Origin of the sequence: Rhodococcus sp. 008, from assembly GCF_001682295.1 — a bacterium.
GTDB lineage: Bacteria > Actinomycetota > Actinomycetes > Mycobacteriales > Mycobacteriaceae > Rhodococcus_F > Rhodococcus_F qingshengii.
The window spans coordinates 1316750-1333160 of sequence record NZ_CP012749.1; the positions used below are offsets into that span (position 1 = coordinate 1316750).

A 16411-nucleotide genomic window follows, 5' to 3' on the forward strand; every position below is an offset into this window, starting at 1 on the left:
GTGTCGGACCCAGCCGTCACACTGATGTCGTGCGAGTTGTCCTGGTCCCCGGTAGTACGACGTCCACGGGAGCTGTGACGGCAACTGTCCTACGGACCGATCCCGCTGGAACGCCGCTCGCCGATCCCGTCGAATACCCCGACCTGATCGCAGCGGTACGCACCATCGAGGAAGCCGAGCACCCGCGGTGGGTGTGGCCGAGTACGGCGACCGTGTACCCACCTCTACTGCGGGCAGGCGTACGGGTTCAACGGTGCCACGACATCTCCCTGACCCGCGCGATACTCGGAATGCGCGCCGGCAAACCGTCACCGCCCGCCGAGGAGTTCGACGACGATCGACTCGGACTCTTCGACACTGCACCCGTTCTCGATCCCCTCGCCGTCGTCACCGAATTCGCCGAGCAGCGCGCAACCATCGGCGCGGACGCTCGACTGGACTTGTTGATCGCAGCAGAATCGGCCGGCGCTCTCAGCGCCGCCGAGATGACGCACACGGGCCTTCCGTTCTCGACGCAGAAGCATCGCGAACTCCTCGAAGAACGGCTGGGGTCGCGGCCGACGGGATACGACCTCCCCGCTCGTATGCAGGAACTTGCCGCACAGATCAGTGAGGTCTTCGGGCGCACCGTCAATCCTTCGTCTTCGGTGGAGATCACCGAGGCGTTCGGTCGTCAGGGCATCGAACTTCCGTCGACGCGCAAGTGGTTTCTGCAGGAGATCGATCATCCGGCTGTGCCGCTACTCCTTCGTCATCGCGAACTCGCCAAGCTGTACAGCACCAACGGTTGGCAGTGGATGGACAGTTGGGTGCGGGGAGATCGATTCCGTCCGATCTACGTTCCTGGTGGTGTCGTGTCCGGCAGGTGGGCGAGTCGAGGCGGCGGGGCCCTCCAGATTCCGAAGACCATGCGCTCGAGCGTCGTCGCCGATCCGGGCCACGTGTTCGTCGTCGCCGACGCCGGTCAGCTCGAGCCCCGAATTCTGGCCGCCATGTCCGGCGACCGCCGCATGATGGCCGCCGCCGGGGACGACGACCTGTACGCACTTGTCGGTGCCGAAGCCTTCGGCGGTGATCGCGCAAAAGCCAAGGTCGCAATCCTCGGAGTCCTGTACGGGGCGACGGCGGGTGAAGCCAAAGCACTGCTCGTCTTGTTGCGGAAGCGATTCCCGGTCGCCGTCGAGTACGTCGAGCAAGCTGCCAAGGCAGGTGAGCGCGGCGAGGTGGTGAAGTCACTGCTCGGCCGGGCCTGTCCCCCACCGTCTCCCGACTTCTACTCCCACGGCAACGCTCACGCCCGCGGTCGTTTCACGCGCAACTTCGTCGTGCAGGCGACTGCGTCCGAGTGGGCGCTGTGCCTCCTGGCCGACCTCAGGCGCCGCCTCGCCGAAGATCCGGACGGCGAGTTGGTCTTCTTCCAGCACGACGAGGTAGTCGTGCATACCCGCAACCCCGAAACCGGTACCGCGCACGTGCTGGCCGCCGCTGCTTCGGCAACTCGATTGTTGTTCGGCGACACAGTCGTCCGTTTTCCCATGGACGTCGCAGCCCGCGAGACATACGGCAAAGGCACTTCGTAGCGTCGTCAATTCCACGCCAAGTGGTTCCACCGCGCCCGTATTGCGTGTTCTACTGGAAAATGTTGCTTTGTTGGTGCTGGTCGACTGCGTTCGAGGAGAACCATGACCAAGCTGGACACAACTGACGCAGAACGGAACGAGCGCGGAGCCGTGAAGCGCCTTCGCGTGCCGATCTTCACCGTGATCGCCCTTGCGATCTTCGCCTTCTTCGCAGGCGGATTCGGCGGTTCTTTCCAGGGCAAACTCGCCGAGGTTCAAAAGAACGACAACGCCTCGTACCTCCCGAGTTCCGCCGAATCGACAATCGTCAGCAACCAATCCGCGAACTTCCTCGCAGTCGAGACGATCCCTGGATTTGTTCTGTTCCATCGAGATTCGGCCCTCACCGAGGCGGACAAATCTGCAATCAACTCGGCCTACGGCGCCATTGCCGGCATCTCCGGAGTAGACGCCGACGGTATGCAGCCCACTCAGTACTCCGCCGACGGCACAACTGCGTCGATCTTCGTGCCACTCGTGGCCAAAGACGGTGACACCGCCGTGGCAGGTGATGTCCTGGCGACCACCGAGCAGAACGTCATCGACGCCGCAAAACAAGCAGCTGGTGATGTCGAGGTACTCCCAGCCGGGCCAGGTGGGCTACTCGTTGCGTTCATCGACGCCTTTGCCGGTCTGGACGGAGCGCTCCTTGGCGCGGCACTCCTGGTCGTGATCCTCATCCTGCTTGTCGTGTACCGATCGCCGGTGTTGTGGTTCTTCCCGCTGTTCTCCGCGCTCCTCGCCATCGGTTTGTCGTCGATGGTGATCTATTTTCTCGCGAAAGCCGAATTACTCACTCTGACCGGACAGTCTCAAGGCATCCTTTTCGTGTTGGTGATCGGTGCCGGTACCGACTACGCCCTACTCTTGATCTCTCGCTATCGCGAAGAATTGCACACGTATCCCAACCGCTTCGACGCGATGATCAAGGCCTGGCGCGAGTCTGCGCCGGCCATCACCGCTTCGGCTGTCACCGTGATTCTCGGTCTGCTTTGCCTGACGTTCTCTCAACTCAACTCCAACAAGAGCCTCGGACCCGTCGCCGCCATCGGGATCGCCTGCACCTATCTGGTGATGATGACGTTCATGCCGGTCGCTCTGGCCGCCACCGGACGGTGGGTCTTCTGGCCGCGCAAGCCCAAGGTCGATCACGCCGCAGACCTTACGACGCACGGGATGTGGGGCAAGATCGCCGAGGCCGTCGGTAGCAAGGACCGCCCACTGTGGATCGGCGCCACAGTGTTGTTGATCATCCTGTTCGCGGCCGGGATCGGCAGTCTCAAAACCGATGGCCTGACATCCACCGAAAGCTTCACCAATCGTCCCGACGCAGTTGTCGGACAAGAACTCTACGACTCGAAGTTCGATCCCGGAGCCGGCGCACCGGCCGTGATCACCGCAAACGCCGACCAGGCCGACGCCGTCATCAAAGCAGCCAGCGGCGTCGAAGGTATCTCGCAGGATCCCGGCGCCGTCTGCACCCAGGTGGACGTCGCAAAGGTCAGCGAGTTGATCAAGACCAACCCCGCTGCCGTCGCACAAGCCGCCGCTGCGGGTTGCGCCCCTGCGGCTTTCACCGTTGCACCGATCGACGGCCGAACCATGATCAATGCAACCCTCGCCGACTCTTACGATTCGCCGCAGGCACTCGAAACTGTCAAGCGACTGCGGACTGCCGTCCACGACGTGCCCGGCGCCGACGCGCTCGTCGGCGGCAGCACGGCCACCACCCTTGATGTCCAGGCGGCCTCGGTCCGCGACAGAAACCTGATCATCCCGATCGTGTTGGTGGTGATCTTCCTGGTTCTGGCCGCTTTGCTCCGCGCTCTGCTGATCCCGGTGATTCTCATTGTCACCGTGGTGCTTTCCTTCGCGGCGACCCTCGGTGTGAGCGGATTCTTCTTCACACACGTATTCGGGTTCGCCGGGGCGGATCAATCGTTCCCGCTGTTCGCCTTCGTCTTCCTCGTCGCACTGGGTATCGACTACAACATCTTCCTGATGACCAGAGTCCGGGAGGAGACCGGAGAATTCGGTACCCGTGCAGGTGTCCTGCGCGGTCTTGCGGTGACCGGGGGTGTGATCACCTCAGCCGGAATCGTCTTGGCCGCAACATTTGCCGTACTGGGCATCCTGCCGCTGGTCTTCCTCGCCGAGATCGGATTTGCCGTGGCCTTCGGTGTGTTGCTCGATACGATCATCGTGCGCAGTGTCCTGGTGCCTGCGCTCTCTCACGACATCGGGAAACGTATTTGGTGGCCGTCCGAACTGGCCCGCGCGAAAGACTGACCGACTACAGAAACGCTTCCTTTGTCCACAGATGAAAGAGTGCGTACGCTCGCCAGGGTCGCCAGCGCTCGGACAACGCTGCGGCTTCTTTGCCCGACGAAACCCCCAACGCTCGCTTCAACACCAGATCGTCGGGTACGAATGCGTCGCGATCACCGAGAATTCGAACAGTGAGATAGTCAGCGGTCCACGGTCCGATTCCCTTTAGCGTCAACAGCTCTCGCCGAAATTGGACAGGATCCGCATTCCAGGAGAGATCGAGGCCGTTCGCTGCCGCAGTTGCCAGCGTGTGCACTGTCCTTGCGCGCGCTGTGGTCAATCCGACGGCTTTCTGTATGCCCTCGGTTGATTGCGCTGCAACCACGTCCGGATCAGGGAAGGCAAGAAAATCCCCTTGCACCGGTACCCCGAATGCGCTGACAAAACGACCACCGAACGTCCTCGCTGCGGCGAGCGAAACCTGTTGCCCCAGAACGGTGAGCACTGCGGTCTCGAAACCGTCCACCGAGCCGAGCACCCGCAATCCTGGACGGGCGGCAACGAGTGGGGCCAACAACTCATCGCTACCGAACGCCGCTTCGACAGCAGTGTGATCGGCGTCGAGGTCGAGCCAACGGCGCACGATCACCTCCAGCACTGCGGAATCCGTTACCGGCACATCGGAATCCACGACGACACCGTCGTCGGTCCACGACACCGACACGACAACGGGTCCGGAAGGCAACGGTACGACTCTGGTGTGAACACCGTCGTCGTGACGCTCGAGGCCTGCGACGCAGTGAGCCCGCAGGGCACCGGTGAGCGGTTCGACTGCATAGGGCGCCTGAAAGCGCAGCGTCACTGCGCTCACCGGCCGGCTTCCAGATCCAGCAGAATCGCTTTCAGTTCGGGGCCACCCGCGTACTGCCCGAGGCTGCCGTCGCTGCGCACCACCCGGTGACACGGGACCACCAACGGCAGCGGGTTCTTTGCACATGCGGTCCCTACGGCACGCACCGCACGTGGGCTTCCCGACGCTGCCGCGACCACCGAATAGCTTGCAGTGTGGCCGTATTCGATCTCGGGAAGATGACGCAACACTTCGCGTCGAAACCCTTTCGCGAGTTGGAAATCCAAGCGCAGATCGAATTCTCGACGCGCACCGGCAAAGTACTCGTCCAACTCGCGAGCGACAGTGTCCAGCCTGCGCGGGTAATGAAGCACACGAGGGCTGACGGTGTCCGCCAATCGTTCCAGAACGAGGTCGTGCCCTTCGACGGCAAAGGCAACCCGCACCAGGCCGACATCAGTTGCCGCCAGCAGCAGCTTTCCGACCGGCGAATCGACGGTTCGATATGCCACGTCGATCAATTCGGCTTCGGACGCCTGCGCAGCCAGGCGCGCCCGTAGGCGGATCATGGCGTCGGCGTCAACGGCTGGAAGTGCCTCGAACACATCGTTACTCATGAGTGACTCCCTTCCGCAGCGGTAGCGGACAAGTAGGTTCTTCGTAGGGTGGCGATACCGTCGGCACCCGCGCGTCTGGCGGCTGCCGGCGTGTTGCCGAGGATGTCCGCGATCTCTGCGTACGGCAGCCCACCCAGAAAGTGATAGGCGACCGCCGCACGTTGTTTGAGTGGTAGTTGTTCGAGTGCGTCCCAGAGTTCGTGATCCCACGTGCCCGGCACGCCGATTCGCGTCGGCAACTCCGGAACGTCGTCTGTCGGCACGGCCACGCGGGCACGCACTCGGGTGATGTCGATCGCCTTGCGGTGCGCGATGGTGACCAGCCAGGCTTCGATGTTCGCGTCCGGGTTCAGATCCGGGTATGCCCGCATCGCCGCGATGAACGTCTCGGACCACGCGTCCTCGGCGTCGACGGGCCCGACCACCGCGCGGCAGACACGGAGGACCACTGCACCGTATTCGGTCACGACGTCTTCGAACGGTTTGAGTGTCACGACCGGTAGACGTTCCCGATCACCGAATTGTGAGCCGAGCGCATCAGAAGAGGACATCCGATTCGCCGCCGTGCTCGCGGTCGAGCAGGAACCGCTTACGTTCGAGGCCGCCGGCGAAACCGGTCAGACTTCCGTCGCTACCGACCACGCGATGACAGGGAACGATGATGCTGATCGGATTCTTGCCGTTTGCCGCGGCGGCAGCACGGATCGCAAGCGGGTTACCCAAAGTTTGCGCGAGCTCCATGTAGGTCCAGGTTTCGCCGTACGGGATCGTTCGCAAGGTGTCCCACACCCGCTTCTGGAACTCGGTGCCCACGGGCGCCAGCGGAACGGAGAACTCCGTGCGATCACCCTCGAAGTACTCGGTGAGCTGCGATTCGACTTCACCGAAGACCGCCGCGGAACGATCACCGAACGTGGACTCGTCCGGCTTGTGGCGATGCTCCGCCATGTACAGCCCGCAGAGGTCGTCACCTGCTGCTACCAGCGTCAACTCCCCGATCGGCGAGTCGATCACGGTGTGCGTACGGATAGCCGTCATGTCTCGATCCTTCCAGGTTGCGCGGTGCAGCAGGCAGCGAGTGAATTGATTGTCCGCGCCGGCACCGACACCTCGAAGACGCCGCTGGCCTCGTGAATGTGAGATTTACCTGTACTTTGACGTCACATCAGGCAGTATCGAGGGATGGCTCTAGTTTTGCCCGGCAGCTCCACCGTCGTCCGCTCCGTCGGCGACGTGGTGCACTGGTCCCTGTCCACGGTCGCTTTTGCGGTCACCCTGCCCACTCGACTCGAGGCGCTCCTCTTCTCGGTCGAGAGGTTGGTGGCACGCATCAACCAGATCGCCGACAACGCCGACCGCGTCGTCATCGGAGCCGCCGCCGTGACCGTTCGCGCTGAGACACTGGTCGAGGCCGTCGAGCAGACCTCGGACATCGCGGGACAACTCCTCGAGATCTACGAGCCCATCGCCCTACAGCTCGCGCCGCTGGCTGCCAGGTTCGCCGACGACCTTTCCGAGGCAGAGGTCAGCGCCGCGATCAAGCTGATCGACCAACTACCGGAGCTCACCGACCGGGTGGCCGCGGTGCTGCCCATCCTCGGAACCCTCGACTCCGTCTCACCCGAGATCCACGAACTCCTCGGAGTGGTCAAGGACCTGCGGCAGGCGATCGTCGGAGTGCCCGGCTTTCACTTCTTTCGCAAGCGGGGCGAAGCCAAGCTGGATTGAAATTTCAGGCGGAGTAGCCGTTGGTCCCAGCACGCGTCATGACGACCTTCGGAACTACCGCTCGAGACGAGAGCTTGAGCAGACCGTCCACCAACTCCACGATGTCGTCGACCTTGATCATGGTGTCCGGTGTGATCCGATCGTGCGTCCACGCCGACATGTCGGTATCGACGTAACCGGGAGCGATGGCCGTCGCACTGACGCCGTTTCCGGATTCCTCGGCGTTGAGTGCTTCGACCATCGAAATGAGTGCAGCTTTGGTGGCTCCGTAGACGGCCAGACCGCTCTCGGCATACACACCGGCCATCGAGGCGAGAGCGATCACCTTCGCTCCGCCGGCAAGGTCCGCGTCCGCCGCTGTACGCAGGAGCGGCAGCGACGCTTGCAATAGTGCAAACGGTGTTCGGAGATTGACGGCAACGGTCTTGTCGAAACGTCGCATCGGGTAATCCGCTACTCGCCCACTGGTTCCCACTCCGGCGTTGAGGACGAGAGCCCTCATGGAGCCGAATCGCTCATTGTGTGTGGCGACGAGTGCTGCGGCGAAGTTCTCGTCCGCCATGTCGCCGGCCGAGACGACGACGTCCGGCGATCCGGCGCGGGTAAGTTCTTCGGCGACAACGGCGAGCCGCTCGGTATCACGCGCCGTGATGGTCAGCCCGTACCCTTGCGAAGCCAAGCGTGTTGCGATGCCGAGCCCGATTCCCTTGGAGGCGCCGGTGACCAGTGCTGATCGAGTCATTCGAATTTCCCTTGCAGTGCGTTGAGTCCGGCCGAGATCAGTTCCGGCACAGAAGATCCAGCCTTGTCGAATCCCCCGCCGACGGTGGCTCCTGCTCGGAATCGGTGATCGATGCCCTGCGCCACGACGGCGAGTTTGAAGAACCCGAGCGCCATGTAGAAGTTCCAATGCGCCAGTTCACGACCCGAAACGGACGAATACCGTTGCGCCAGATCGACAACGGACGGTAGCGACGGGCTCGTCCACGCAGCAGGCTCACCCAGAACCAGATCCAGCGCGGGATGCCGATAGACGCACATCATCGCGATGTCCGCCAGCGGATCTCCCAGCGTCGACAGTTCCCAGTCCACCACTGCGGCAACCTTGGTGACGTCGTTCGCCGCGAGAATCGTGTTGTCGATCCGGTAGTCGCCGTGCACGATCGACGAGGCTGATTCCGCCGGAATCAATTCCGCGAGGCTCGACGCCAACCTGTCCACGTCGGCCGAGTCCTCGGTCTTGACGCGTGACCATTGACCGGCCCACAACTTCACCTGGCGGGCTACGTAACCGTCGGGTCTGCCGAGTTCGCCGAGACCCACTGCGGTGTAGTCGACGTCGTGCAGTGCAGCGAGAACACGCACCAACTCGTCGGTGCACTGCGTGACCTGCGCTGCCGGAACAGCTTCCAACTCGGTTTTGGTTCGGATCACTTGACCGGTGACGAACTCGACCACCGTGAACGACGCACCCATCACCGAGGCGTCCTCGCACAGCACGACGGTCGGCGCGACCGGCACGGCGGTGTTCTGCAACGCCGAGGTGATTCGGAACTCGCGCGCAACATCGTGCGCCGACGGCGTGAGGCCGGCCGTGGGTGGACGACGGAGAATCCACTTCGAGTTGTCGTCGAAGATACCGTAGGTGAGATTGGATTTGCCGCCTGAAATCAGTTCGGCTCGCAACTCACCGCTCACCTCGACGCCAGCGGCTTGCAGATACTTGTGGAGCGCCGCGAGATCGAGTCCTGGAAAGTCCGTCACTTCGACTCCTCGCGAGCAGCGCGCTTCGCAGCTCCGACAACACGTTTCGCAATTGCCCAGCGATGAACCTCGGACGGGCCGTCGTAGACGCGGAAGGGACGCACTTCGCGGGACAAGCGTGCCAGCGGCAGATCGCCGGACACGCCCATTCCGCCACACATCTGAATGGAGCGGTCCACGATCCGGAAGATCGCCTCGGCAGCGTAGGTCTTGGCGATGGACGTCGCGTTGCTCGCGTGCCCGCCCTGATCGAGTTCGAAGCAGGCCTGCACCAGAAGTGCGCGGCTGGCTGCGATGTCGATCTCGTTGTCGGCGACCATCTTCTGGATCATTCCGAGATCACCGAGTTTCGAGCCGAAGCCTTCTCGTTCGGCAACTCTGGCCACGGCGACGTCGTGGCCGCGGCGCGCTGCACCGAGCCAGCGCATCACGTGCGTCATGCGGGCGGGACCGAGGCGAACCTGCGCGTAGGCGAAACCTTGATCGACCTCACCGAGAACGGCCTCGTCGGGTACGAAGAGATCCTCGAACGTGACCTCGCAGTGCCCACCGATCATGGCCTTGTCGAGGGTGTCGATGTGTCGACCCACTACCAGGCCGGGAGTGTCCGTCGGCGCCAAGAACATGGTCGCTCCGCCGCGCTGCCCGGGCTCGCCGGACGTGCGCGCCATGATGATGAAGAACCCGGCGCCGTCGGCGCCGGTGATGAACCATTTCTTACCGTTGATCTTCCAGCCACCGGGGACTTTTTCGGCGCGGGTGTTCAAAGCCGAGGGATCGGATCCCGCTCCGGGCGCGGGTTCGGTCATGGCGAATGCCGACCGCATGTCCCCGCTTGCGAGCGGCGCGAGGAACTGCTGCTTCTGTGCTTCGTTCGCCACGTGGGCCAGCATGTGAACGTTGCCCTCGTCCGGCGCCGCGATGTTGAGCGCCGTCGGCCCGAAGAGGGAGTAGCCGGCTTCCTCGAAGACCGGCGCGCGATCACTCATGTTGAGTCCGTGTCCGCCGTACTCGATCGGCGCATGCGGGGCGAAGACACCGGCTTCTTTTGCTGCCGACTGCATCTCGATGCGGATTGCATCGCCACCCGCTACAGCGATGTCACCGGCGTGTTCGTCTTCGATGGGGAGCACTACGTTGCGCGTGAAGTCGCGCGTCTTCTCGATCAGCGCCACCACCTCGGGCGCGTACGTCAGATCGATTGCCACCAGCCACCTCCGAAAGAACATCCCGACCGAGCGATCGCTCGGTATCAGCACTCTCGCACACGCCGACGCGTCGGGTCAACAATCCTCGAGCATTGCCTCGCCCTGATCGAGCCGGCCGGCAACCACCATGTCGCGGTACAGATCGTCCTTGTCCATGAGCTCGTCATGGTTGCCGATGTTGCGGATCCGACCGTCTTCCATGACCACGATCCAGTCGGCGTCACGCACCGTCGAGAGCCGGTGAGCGATAGTCACCACGGCCCCGGTGCGCGCACGTTCGTTGATCGCGTCGACAATCGCGGCTTCGGTGAGCGTGTCGACCTGGGCAGTGGCTTCGTCGAGCAGAAGCAAAGCACTCGGCCGCAGAACTGCGCGCGCCATCGCGATCCGCTGACGTTGGCCGCCCGACAGCGAAGTGGCCGTCAGAGCGGTGTCGAGTCCGTTGGGCAGGGCCTCGATCGCGTCGTCGAGCCGGAGCAAGCGCAGAACGGCCTGGACTTCTTCGTCCGTCGCATCGGGATGGCTGAAGACGACGTTCTCCCGAATCGTTCCGGGCACCACCGGTGTCTCCTGCTCCACGTACGCGAGACTCTCGCGCACAGCGCGGTGATCGAGCGCGTCGTAACCGACTCCATGCAGGAGAACCTCACCCGATCGAGGTTCGACAAATCGCAGCACGGTCGAGAGCAAGGTCGTCTTTCCTGCACCCGACGGGCCGACGATGGCCATGTGCCCACGCGTCGGAATGACCAGCGAGACATCGCGCAACGCCGGCTGGTTCGATCCGTGGTAGCTCACGGTGACGTCGCGCAACTCGATCAGCGGCGCGGCAGCGCTCGTTTTCGCGACCACGTCCACGACCTCGTCGTACTGCTCGGTGGGCAACGACTGCATCTCGCGAATCCGGATAGCTGCCGCGATTCCCGACTGAACGGAGGTCACGTTCTGCGCAAGCTCCGACACCGGCCCCATCAGGGTGAAGGCGTAGAGCAGAAACGCGATGAGCGTCGAGACTGCCATTTCGCCGTCGGCGACTCGCCAGGCACCGAAGCCCAGGATGGCAATGATCGATCCTTGAATGGCGGTCCACGCGACAGTCCACGCGGTTGCCGACACTCGCACCGCCGTGATCGCATGCTTTTTCGCATCGGACGCATTGTTCGTCACCAGAGCCCCGACGCGATCCTCGGCGAGGGAAACCTTGACCGTCCGGATCGCACGCAAGCCACCCTCGAGAACGCCGCCGAGCTGACCGAGCGATTCCTGGGTTCGCGCTTCCGCTGCGGAAATCCGAGGCATCAGAACCGCAAAGAGTATGGAGGCGAACACGATTGCAACCATGGTGACGCCCAACAACGGCAGATCCAGTACGCCCATCAGAACAATCGTTCCGATGGTCAACGCGGCTGCGTTCAGAATATTCACCGCGGCCGACGACGCAGCCTCCCGCAGCAACAAGGTGTCAGACGTGACCCGGGTGACCAATTCACCCACGGATCGCGATTGCAGCGAAGGTACGGTCGCCGCCAGGAATCGCTTCACCAGCGACGACCTGGCGTCGAAGACAACCTTCTCGGCGGCGGTTCCGAGAACGATCCACTGAGCACAACCGAGCACGGCACCGACGATCAGAAGGACGACGAGCGTGAGGATAGGTCCTTTCAGCGACGCACCGGTATCGAGGGTGTCGAGAACCCACTTGGTGACCATGGGCGTTGCCAGCGTCGCCGCGGAGCCGCACAGCGCCAGTACCAATCCGAGAAGGAGCGACGGCAGATGCGGTCGAGCGAACTCCGAGAGGACGCGGAGATTGCTCCATTTCGGTGCGGGCTGAGAAGCGTCGGATTCAAGCATGAATTTATGGAACACGAATGTTCCATAAAGGGCAAGAGAAATTCCGATTCGGAAACACTGGATACCGAAACCGGACACGGCTACGCTTCGGATTCGTGACAACGATCCACAGCGCACCAGAACAAAGCGCGACCCGCGAGCGCACACGGAAGGCCATCCTCGATGCTGCCGTTTCGGTGTTCGCATCCAAGCCTGCTGCGACCCTCAGCGAGATCGCTTCGGCCGCAAAGGTCGGCCGGACCACTTTGCACCGCTACTTTCCCGAACGGTCAGACCTGGTCGACGCAGTCGCGGCCGAGGCCACCCGCGCCGTCGGAGAGGCAGCAGCAGCAGCTCGACTCGGCGAGGGTACCGGAGCCGAAGCACTGGTTCGCCTGTGCCATGAATACTTCGAACTGGCCGACCTCTTGACGGTCCTGTTCTTCACTCCCGGTGTGTATCAAGAAGATTCGTTTGCCGAGTCCGCGTCGAACGACGACTCAGTCACCGATGCCATCGAGCGCGGACACTCCGACGGTTCCATCGACCCCGACATGGGTTCGGACTGGGTGCAGAACCTGCTGTGGTCACTGCTCTACACGTCGATGGACTACGTGAACCGCGGTTCCGGGACGCGCCTACAAGCCTTGGATCTGACGGTTCGCAGCCTCCGCCGCGGAATCGCCCCCGATCCCGCGGTCTAGGTTGTCGGCTGCTTGAACAGCGGCACGCCGTTTGGTCACGCCTAGTTTGCGGTAGATCGAGCGAATGTGAGTCTTCACAGTGGGATAGGCGATGCCGAGGTGCGCAGCGATCTCGTCTGCAGTCATCGTAGTTCGCAGAAAAGTGAGGATCTCTTTCTCACGTTCCGTCAGGACTCCGGCGAGTTTGGCAGAGAGCTGGCCCCGTTTTTCCAGAATCGTGCGCAGGAGCTCCTGGTGTCTCGACCCCTGTGTTGCGTGCGCGTTCAACAGATCGACGATTACCGGATCGCCGCTCAGAAATGGGGCGAGAATCCGCTCGGGGATTGCTTCCGCCAGCGCACGATCCAACTGCTCGTGCGCCTGCGGTCCACGCCCGGCGACGGAGCTCAGGGCGGCAGACGTGACAAGGGTGCTCACCAGCGCATATCGCGGCAGCGCGGCCGAGGTTGCCAAGCGAAGCGCTTGAGCCGACGGTTCCGGATCCCCCATGACTCGGTAGAGCTCCGCGAGAAGCGCGTGAGCGACCGCAGCACCTGTTCTGGTCAGCGTGGGCATTGCGATGCGGCGAGCTTGCTCGTCCTGTCCTTGAGCGTGGGCGAGCCAGGCCGTGGTGACGCGCCGCAGCGTATCCCAAGGAATGCCGTGCTTGTCCGCAGTGCTCACGCCTCGCAGCAGACGAGCGGCGTTGTGGTACCGGTCTTCCCGGTTCAGAGCGATCAGGCTCATCACCAGGTACAGACGGGCGAGCGCCTCGAAATTGGTTCCAGGGCTGCCCTCCTCGATGATCGAGTCGAACTGAGCGATCGCCTCCTCGAAGTCGCCACGCCAGTAAGCGATGCACCCCCGATTCGACTGTGGGAGACCACCTTCGAAGCGTTCCCAATCGGACGCCACATCTCGCGCAGGAAGGCCGTCGAGGATCTGTTCGGCTTCGGTGAATGCTCCCGCGTGGGTCAGCGCAAAGGCCAAGTTGGACTGTGCAAGACGCAATGTCTCCGTGCGCGACTGCAACTGCGCCTCGTCGCTGGCGGAGCGAAGTAGCGCGATGGCACGAGGAAGGTCACGACGAAGCCTGACCTCGGTCCATCCGAGGAGGAAAAGCGCGGACGGGTAATCGTCCTCGGGCTCGCACTGGGCGAGCGCGTGACGCGCGCGATCGGCGATGACGGCCTTGGTCGAGGTGTCCGGAGCGAGCAGCAGGTCGGTGAAGCAGACGACAAAATCGTCGGACGCCACCCGCAGACCCTGCCCGCGGAGAAACTCAGCGCCGTACGGATCACCGCTGAGATCGCGGCAGCACGCCCGTATCAGCAGGATGTGCGGATCGTGGGGATCGGGATGAGCAAGGCAGAGCTGCTCGAGTTCCCTGGTGTGAGATTCGAGAATCAAACGAAGCCAGTTTTTCCGCAGGACTCGTCGAGCCTGCTCCGCCTCACCAGAGGCGAGTGCGTCACGCACGGCTTCGATCATGTGTCGAAGATACTCGAGACGTTCGATGTCCGTGGAAATCCGGTCTCATCCGCTTCGGATGAGACCGCGATCGAAGCCTGCGGAAACCAGTGAGAATTGCCGGAATCAACCGAAATGCGCTAGTCGGCGGAATCCCGGTGCGCAGGCCTGACACGAAACGGATAAGACACATGAGCTTCTGGGAAAGCCTCGGCTGGATGCTGTGGGCAACCGTCTTCATCGGATATCTCTTCGCGCTGTTCGCGATCATCGCCGACCTGTTCCGCGACCACAAGCTCAGCGGTTGGTTGAAGGCCGTCTGGGTGTTCTTCCTACTCTTCCTGCCCATCCTCACCGCGCTCGTCTATCTCGTCGCCCGCGGCGAAGGGATGACGGAACGCAGCAACAAGGCCGCACGCGACGCCGAGAAGGCCGCCGAATCGTATATCCGCGAGGTCGCGGGGAAGAGCCCCAGCGAGGAGATCGCCGCAGCCGCAGCACTGCTCGAAGCCGGAGCGATCAGCGAGGACGAGTTCGCCGCACTCAAGCTGAAGGTCCTCTCGTGAGTGCCGCGCGTTTCGGCCCCGTCGACTTCTACCTTCTCGGCCTGCCTGGGCAGAGCCTCGACCCGGCCGCGCTCTCCGCACTGACCGACCTTACGGATACCGGCCTGGTGCGGCTGCTCGATCTGATCGTCATCTCCAAGTCCGAGGACGATGAACTCACCCTCATCGAAGTCGAGGAGTTGCCGAACGGCTTCGAGATCAACGTCGAGATGCTCGGCGCGTCCGGTCTGCTCGGGCATGAGGACATCACCGAACTCGCGGCAGCCATTCCCACCGGCGCTGCAGCGCTGCTGGTCGCGCTCGAGCTGGTCTATCAGCGCGAACTCGCCGCCCGCACCGCTGCGTCAGGCGCGGTGCTACTGGGTTACGAGCGGATACCCGCACCCGTCGTCAATGCCCTCATGGACACGATCATCCCGAAATTGGAGGTCTGACATGCCGTACATCCCGAGACGAGGCCGCCCCGGACTGCTGGGCCTCGCCGCCCGCACCGCGGTCGTCACCGGTACCGCGACCGCCGTCAGCGACGGTATGGCCACCCGCCGGCAAAGGAGAGCTCAGGCCGACTACGAGCAGGCGCAGTACGAATTCGCCCAGCAGCATGCCGCACTCCCGATGCCCACACCCGCACCCGCGGCCCCGGTCGATCTCGTCGCCGAGTTGCAGAAACTCGGCGACCTCAAATCACAAGGCCTGCTGAGTGACGCCGAGTTCCAAGCCGCGAAAGCACGACTGCTGGGCTGATTCACCCCGACGGGCCATGGATTACCGCGCCCGCTTCCGTACCCCGACACCGATTGGAACCCACTATGTCCACGATCGCCGTCAACGTCCTGAACTTCAATCGGGCAGAATCCGATCTCATGTTCGCTCGCCTGGCCGCGGGCGTCGGCCTGGGCACGTGGAACCACACTCGTGATCTCGGGTCACTCGACAACCAGCCGATCATCCGCCAGAACCGCGACACTCTGTACAGCAGCGCGATCATCGACGTGCGCGAGAACGTCACGATCACGGTGCCCGATACCGGCAAGCGCTACATCTCCGTGTGGGTGGTCAGTCAAGATCATTACGGTCCCGTCATCCTGCGCGACCCGGGAGAGCACCTGCTCACGCGTGAATTGGTCGGGACCGACTACGCCGCACTGATCGTGCGCATCCTCGTCGATCCGAACAGCCCCGAAGACGTCGCCGAGGTGAACCGGTTGCAAGACGCCCTCAACATCGACGGCGGCGGAACGGGAGAGTTCCCGTTGCCCGACTACGACGAGCAATCGCAGACCGAGACCCGCGACGCACTCCTCGCACTCGCGCGTGGCATCACCACGTACGACCATTCATTCGGTACCGCTGCGGAAGTCGATCCGATCAGGCACCTGCTCGGTACCGCATCCGGCTGGGGTGGCCTTCCCGAGTACGAGGCCACCTACGTCAACTTCGACGAACGTCTCCCGGTCGGGGAATACCGTCTCCGCCTGAACGATGTTCCCGTGGATGCGTTCTGGTCGGTCTCGCTGTACAACGCGGCCGGATACTTCGAAGAGAACGCTCTGGGCGTCAACAGCATCAACAGCCTCACGGCCACCCCAGACTCCGACGGCAGCACCACCATTCGCTTCGGGGTCCATCTCGACGGCGTCGCGAACGCACTGCCCATCATGCCCGGGTGGAACTACGTACTGCGCCTGTACCGCCCCCGTCCCTCCGTGCTCGACGGCACCTGGACGGCGCCTCGTCCCGAAGCCCTGCAGCAAAGCGTTCCCCACGCACACACCACTCTCGGGTGACTCGACCTGATCACGGAG

The 16411-nt window shown here is 63.1% G+C and carries 17 protein-coding genes; 8 read left to right on the forward strand and 9 right to left on the reverse strand.

The annotated features are described in order from the left end of the window. The first annotated feature begins 29 nt into the window (after positions 1-29). Positions 30-1580, forward strand: a complete 1551-nt coding sequence (locus tag AOT96_RS06195; protein ID WP_065351448.1) for a bifunctional 3'-5' exonuclease/DNA polymerase — start codon at positions 30-32, stop codon at positions 1578-1580. 102 nt (positions 1581-1682) lie between these two features. After that, on the forward strand, positions 1683-3908 hold the full coding sequence (locus AOT96_RS06200) for an MMPL family transporter (RefSeq protein ID WP_065351449.1): 2226 nt from the start codon (positions 1683-1685) through the stop codon (positions 3906-3908). Between the two features lie 4 nt (positions 3909-3912). On the opposite strand, the gene AOT96_RS06205 is transcribed toward AOT96_RS06200, so the two are convergent. Genes AOT96_RS06205 through AOT96_RS06220 form a run of 4 tightly spaced genes read right to left on the reverse strand, consistent with a single transcriptional unit; the run spans position 3913 to position 6392 of the window. Continuing rightward, positions 3913-4758 carry a DNA-3-methyladenine glycosylase family protein gene (locus AOT96_RS06205; protein WP_058037621.1) on the reverse strand — a complete coding sequence of 282 codons (846 nt, stop codon included), beginning with the start codon at positions 4756-4758 and terminating at the stop codon, positions 3913-3915. Next, the gene (locus tag AOT96_RS06210) at positions 4755-5354 is read right to left on the reverse strand and encodes a methylated-DNA--[protein]-cysteine S-methyltransferase (RefSeq protein ID WP_007729599.1); all 600 of its coding nucleotides are present in this window, start codon (positions 5352-5354) and stop codon (positions 4755-4757) included. Before AOT96_RS06210 ends, AOT96_RS06205 begins: the two co-directional genes overlap by 4 nt. Beyond that, positions 5351-5905, reverse strand: a complete 555-nt coding sequence (locus tag AOT96_RS06215; protein WP_080961251.1) for an RNA polymerase sigma factor — start codon at positions 5903-5905, stop codon at positions 5351-5353. The genes AOT96_RS06210 and AOT96_RS06215 overlap by 4 nt, the downstream gene beginning before the upstream one ends. Further along, positions 5892-6392, reverse strand: a complete 501-nt coding sequence (locus AOT96_RS06220) for a methylated-DNA--[protein]-cysteine S-methyltransferase (RefSeq protein WP_030537222.1) — start codon at positions 6390-6392, stop codon at positions 5892-5894. Before AOT96_RS06220 ends, AOT96_RS06215 begins: the two co-directional genes overlap by 14 nt. 144 nt (positions 6393-6536) lie before the next feature. On the opposite strand from AOT96_RS06220, the gene AOT96_RS06225 reads away from it, so the two are divergent. Next, positions 6537-7082, forward strand: coding sequence for a hypothetical protein (locus AOT96_RS06225; RefSeq protein WP_007729604.1), 546 nt, complete (start codon positions 6537-6539; stop codon positions 7080-7082). Between the two features lie 4 nt (positions 7083-7086). Here AOT96_RS06225 and AOT96_RS06230 read toward each other — a convergent pair whose 3' ends face one another. The 4 genes from AOT96_RS06230 to AOT96_RS06245 all read right to left on the reverse strand — a co-directional run bounded on the left by AOT96_RS06230 (position 7087) and on the right by AOT96_RS06245 (position 11908). Continuing rightward, entirely contained in the window at positions 7087-7824 is a 738-nt protein-coding gene (locus AOT96_RS06230; RefSeq protein WP_065351450.1) for an SDR family NAD(P)-dependent oxidoreductase, read from the reverse strand. Continuing rightward, on the reverse strand, positions 7821-8846 hold the full coding sequence (locus tag AOT96_RS06235; RefSeq protein WP_007729609.1) for a phosphotransferase family protein: 1026 nt from the start codon (positions 8844-8846) through the stop codon (positions 7821-7823). The genes AOT96_RS06230 and AOT96_RS06235 overlap by 4 nt, the downstream gene beginning before the upstream one ends. Continuing rightward, positions 8843-10054 (reverse strand): acyl-CoA dehydrogenase family protein, encoded by a 1212-nt coding sequence (locus AOT96_RS06240; protein WP_003940162.1) that lies wholly within the window; start codon positions 10052-10054, stop codon positions 8843-8845. The genes AOT96_RS06235 and AOT96_RS06240 overlap by 4 nt, the downstream gene beginning before the upstream one ends. A gap of 75 nt (positions 10055-10129) precedes the next feature. Beyond that, complete coding sequence (locus AOT96_RS06245) at positions 10130-11908, reverse strand: ABC transporter ATP-binding protein (RefSeq protein WP_037120584.1); 1779 nt, start codon at positions 11906-11908, stop codon at positions 10130-10132. 95 nt (positions 11909-12003) lie between these two features. Here AOT96_RS06245 and AOT96_RS06250 point away from each other — a divergent pair, with 95 nt between their 5' ends. Next, on the forward strand, positions 12004-12591 hold the full coding sequence (locus AOT96_RS06250) for a TetR/AcrR family transcriptional regulator (RefSeq protein ID WP_030537226.1): 588 nt from the start codon (positions 12004-12006) through the stop codon (positions 12589-12591). Here AOT96_RS06250 and AOT96_RS06255 read toward each other — a convergent pair. After that, the gene (locus AOT96_RS06255) at positions 12526-14061 is read right to left on the reverse strand and encodes a helix-turn-helix transcriptional regulator (RefSeq protein WP_065351451.1); all 1536 of its coding nucleotides are present in this window, start codon (positions 14059-14061) and stop codon (positions 12526-12528) included. The two genes, AOT96_RS06250 and AOT96_RS06255, sit on opposite strands and share 66 nt — an antisense overlap. A gap of 170 nt (positions 14062-14231) precedes the next feature. Between AOT96_RS06255 and AOT96_RS06260 the strand changes: the two genes are divergently transcribed. From AOT96_RS06260 to AOT96_RS06275, 4 genes are all read left to right on the forward strand, one after another. Continuing rightward, on the forward strand, positions 14232-14606 hold the full coding sequence (locus AOT96_RS06260) for a PLDc N-terminal domain-containing protein (RefSeq protein ID WP_030537228.1): 375 nt from the start codon (positions 14232-14234) through the stop codon (positions 14604-14606). After that, entirely contained in the window at positions 14603-15040 is a 438-nt protein-coding gene (locus tag AOT96_RS06265) for a DUF6325 family protein (RefSeq protein WP_007729624.1), read from the forward strand. The genes AOT96_RS06260 and AOT96_RS06265 overlap by 4 nt, the downstream gene beginning before the upstream one ends. A 1-nt stretch (position 15041) precedes the next feature. Next, entirely contained in the window at positions 15042-15350 is a 309-nt protein-coding gene (locus AOT96_RS06270; protein WP_007729626.1) for an SHOCT domain-containing protein, read from the forward strand. A 65-nt stretch (positions 15351-15415) separates the two neighbouring features. Further along, entirely contained in the window at positions 15416-16393 is a 978-nt protein-coding gene (locus AOT96_RS06275; RefSeq protein WP_030537231.1) for a DUF1214 domain-containing protein, read from the forward strand. Positions 16394-16411: the final 18 nt, after the last annotated feature.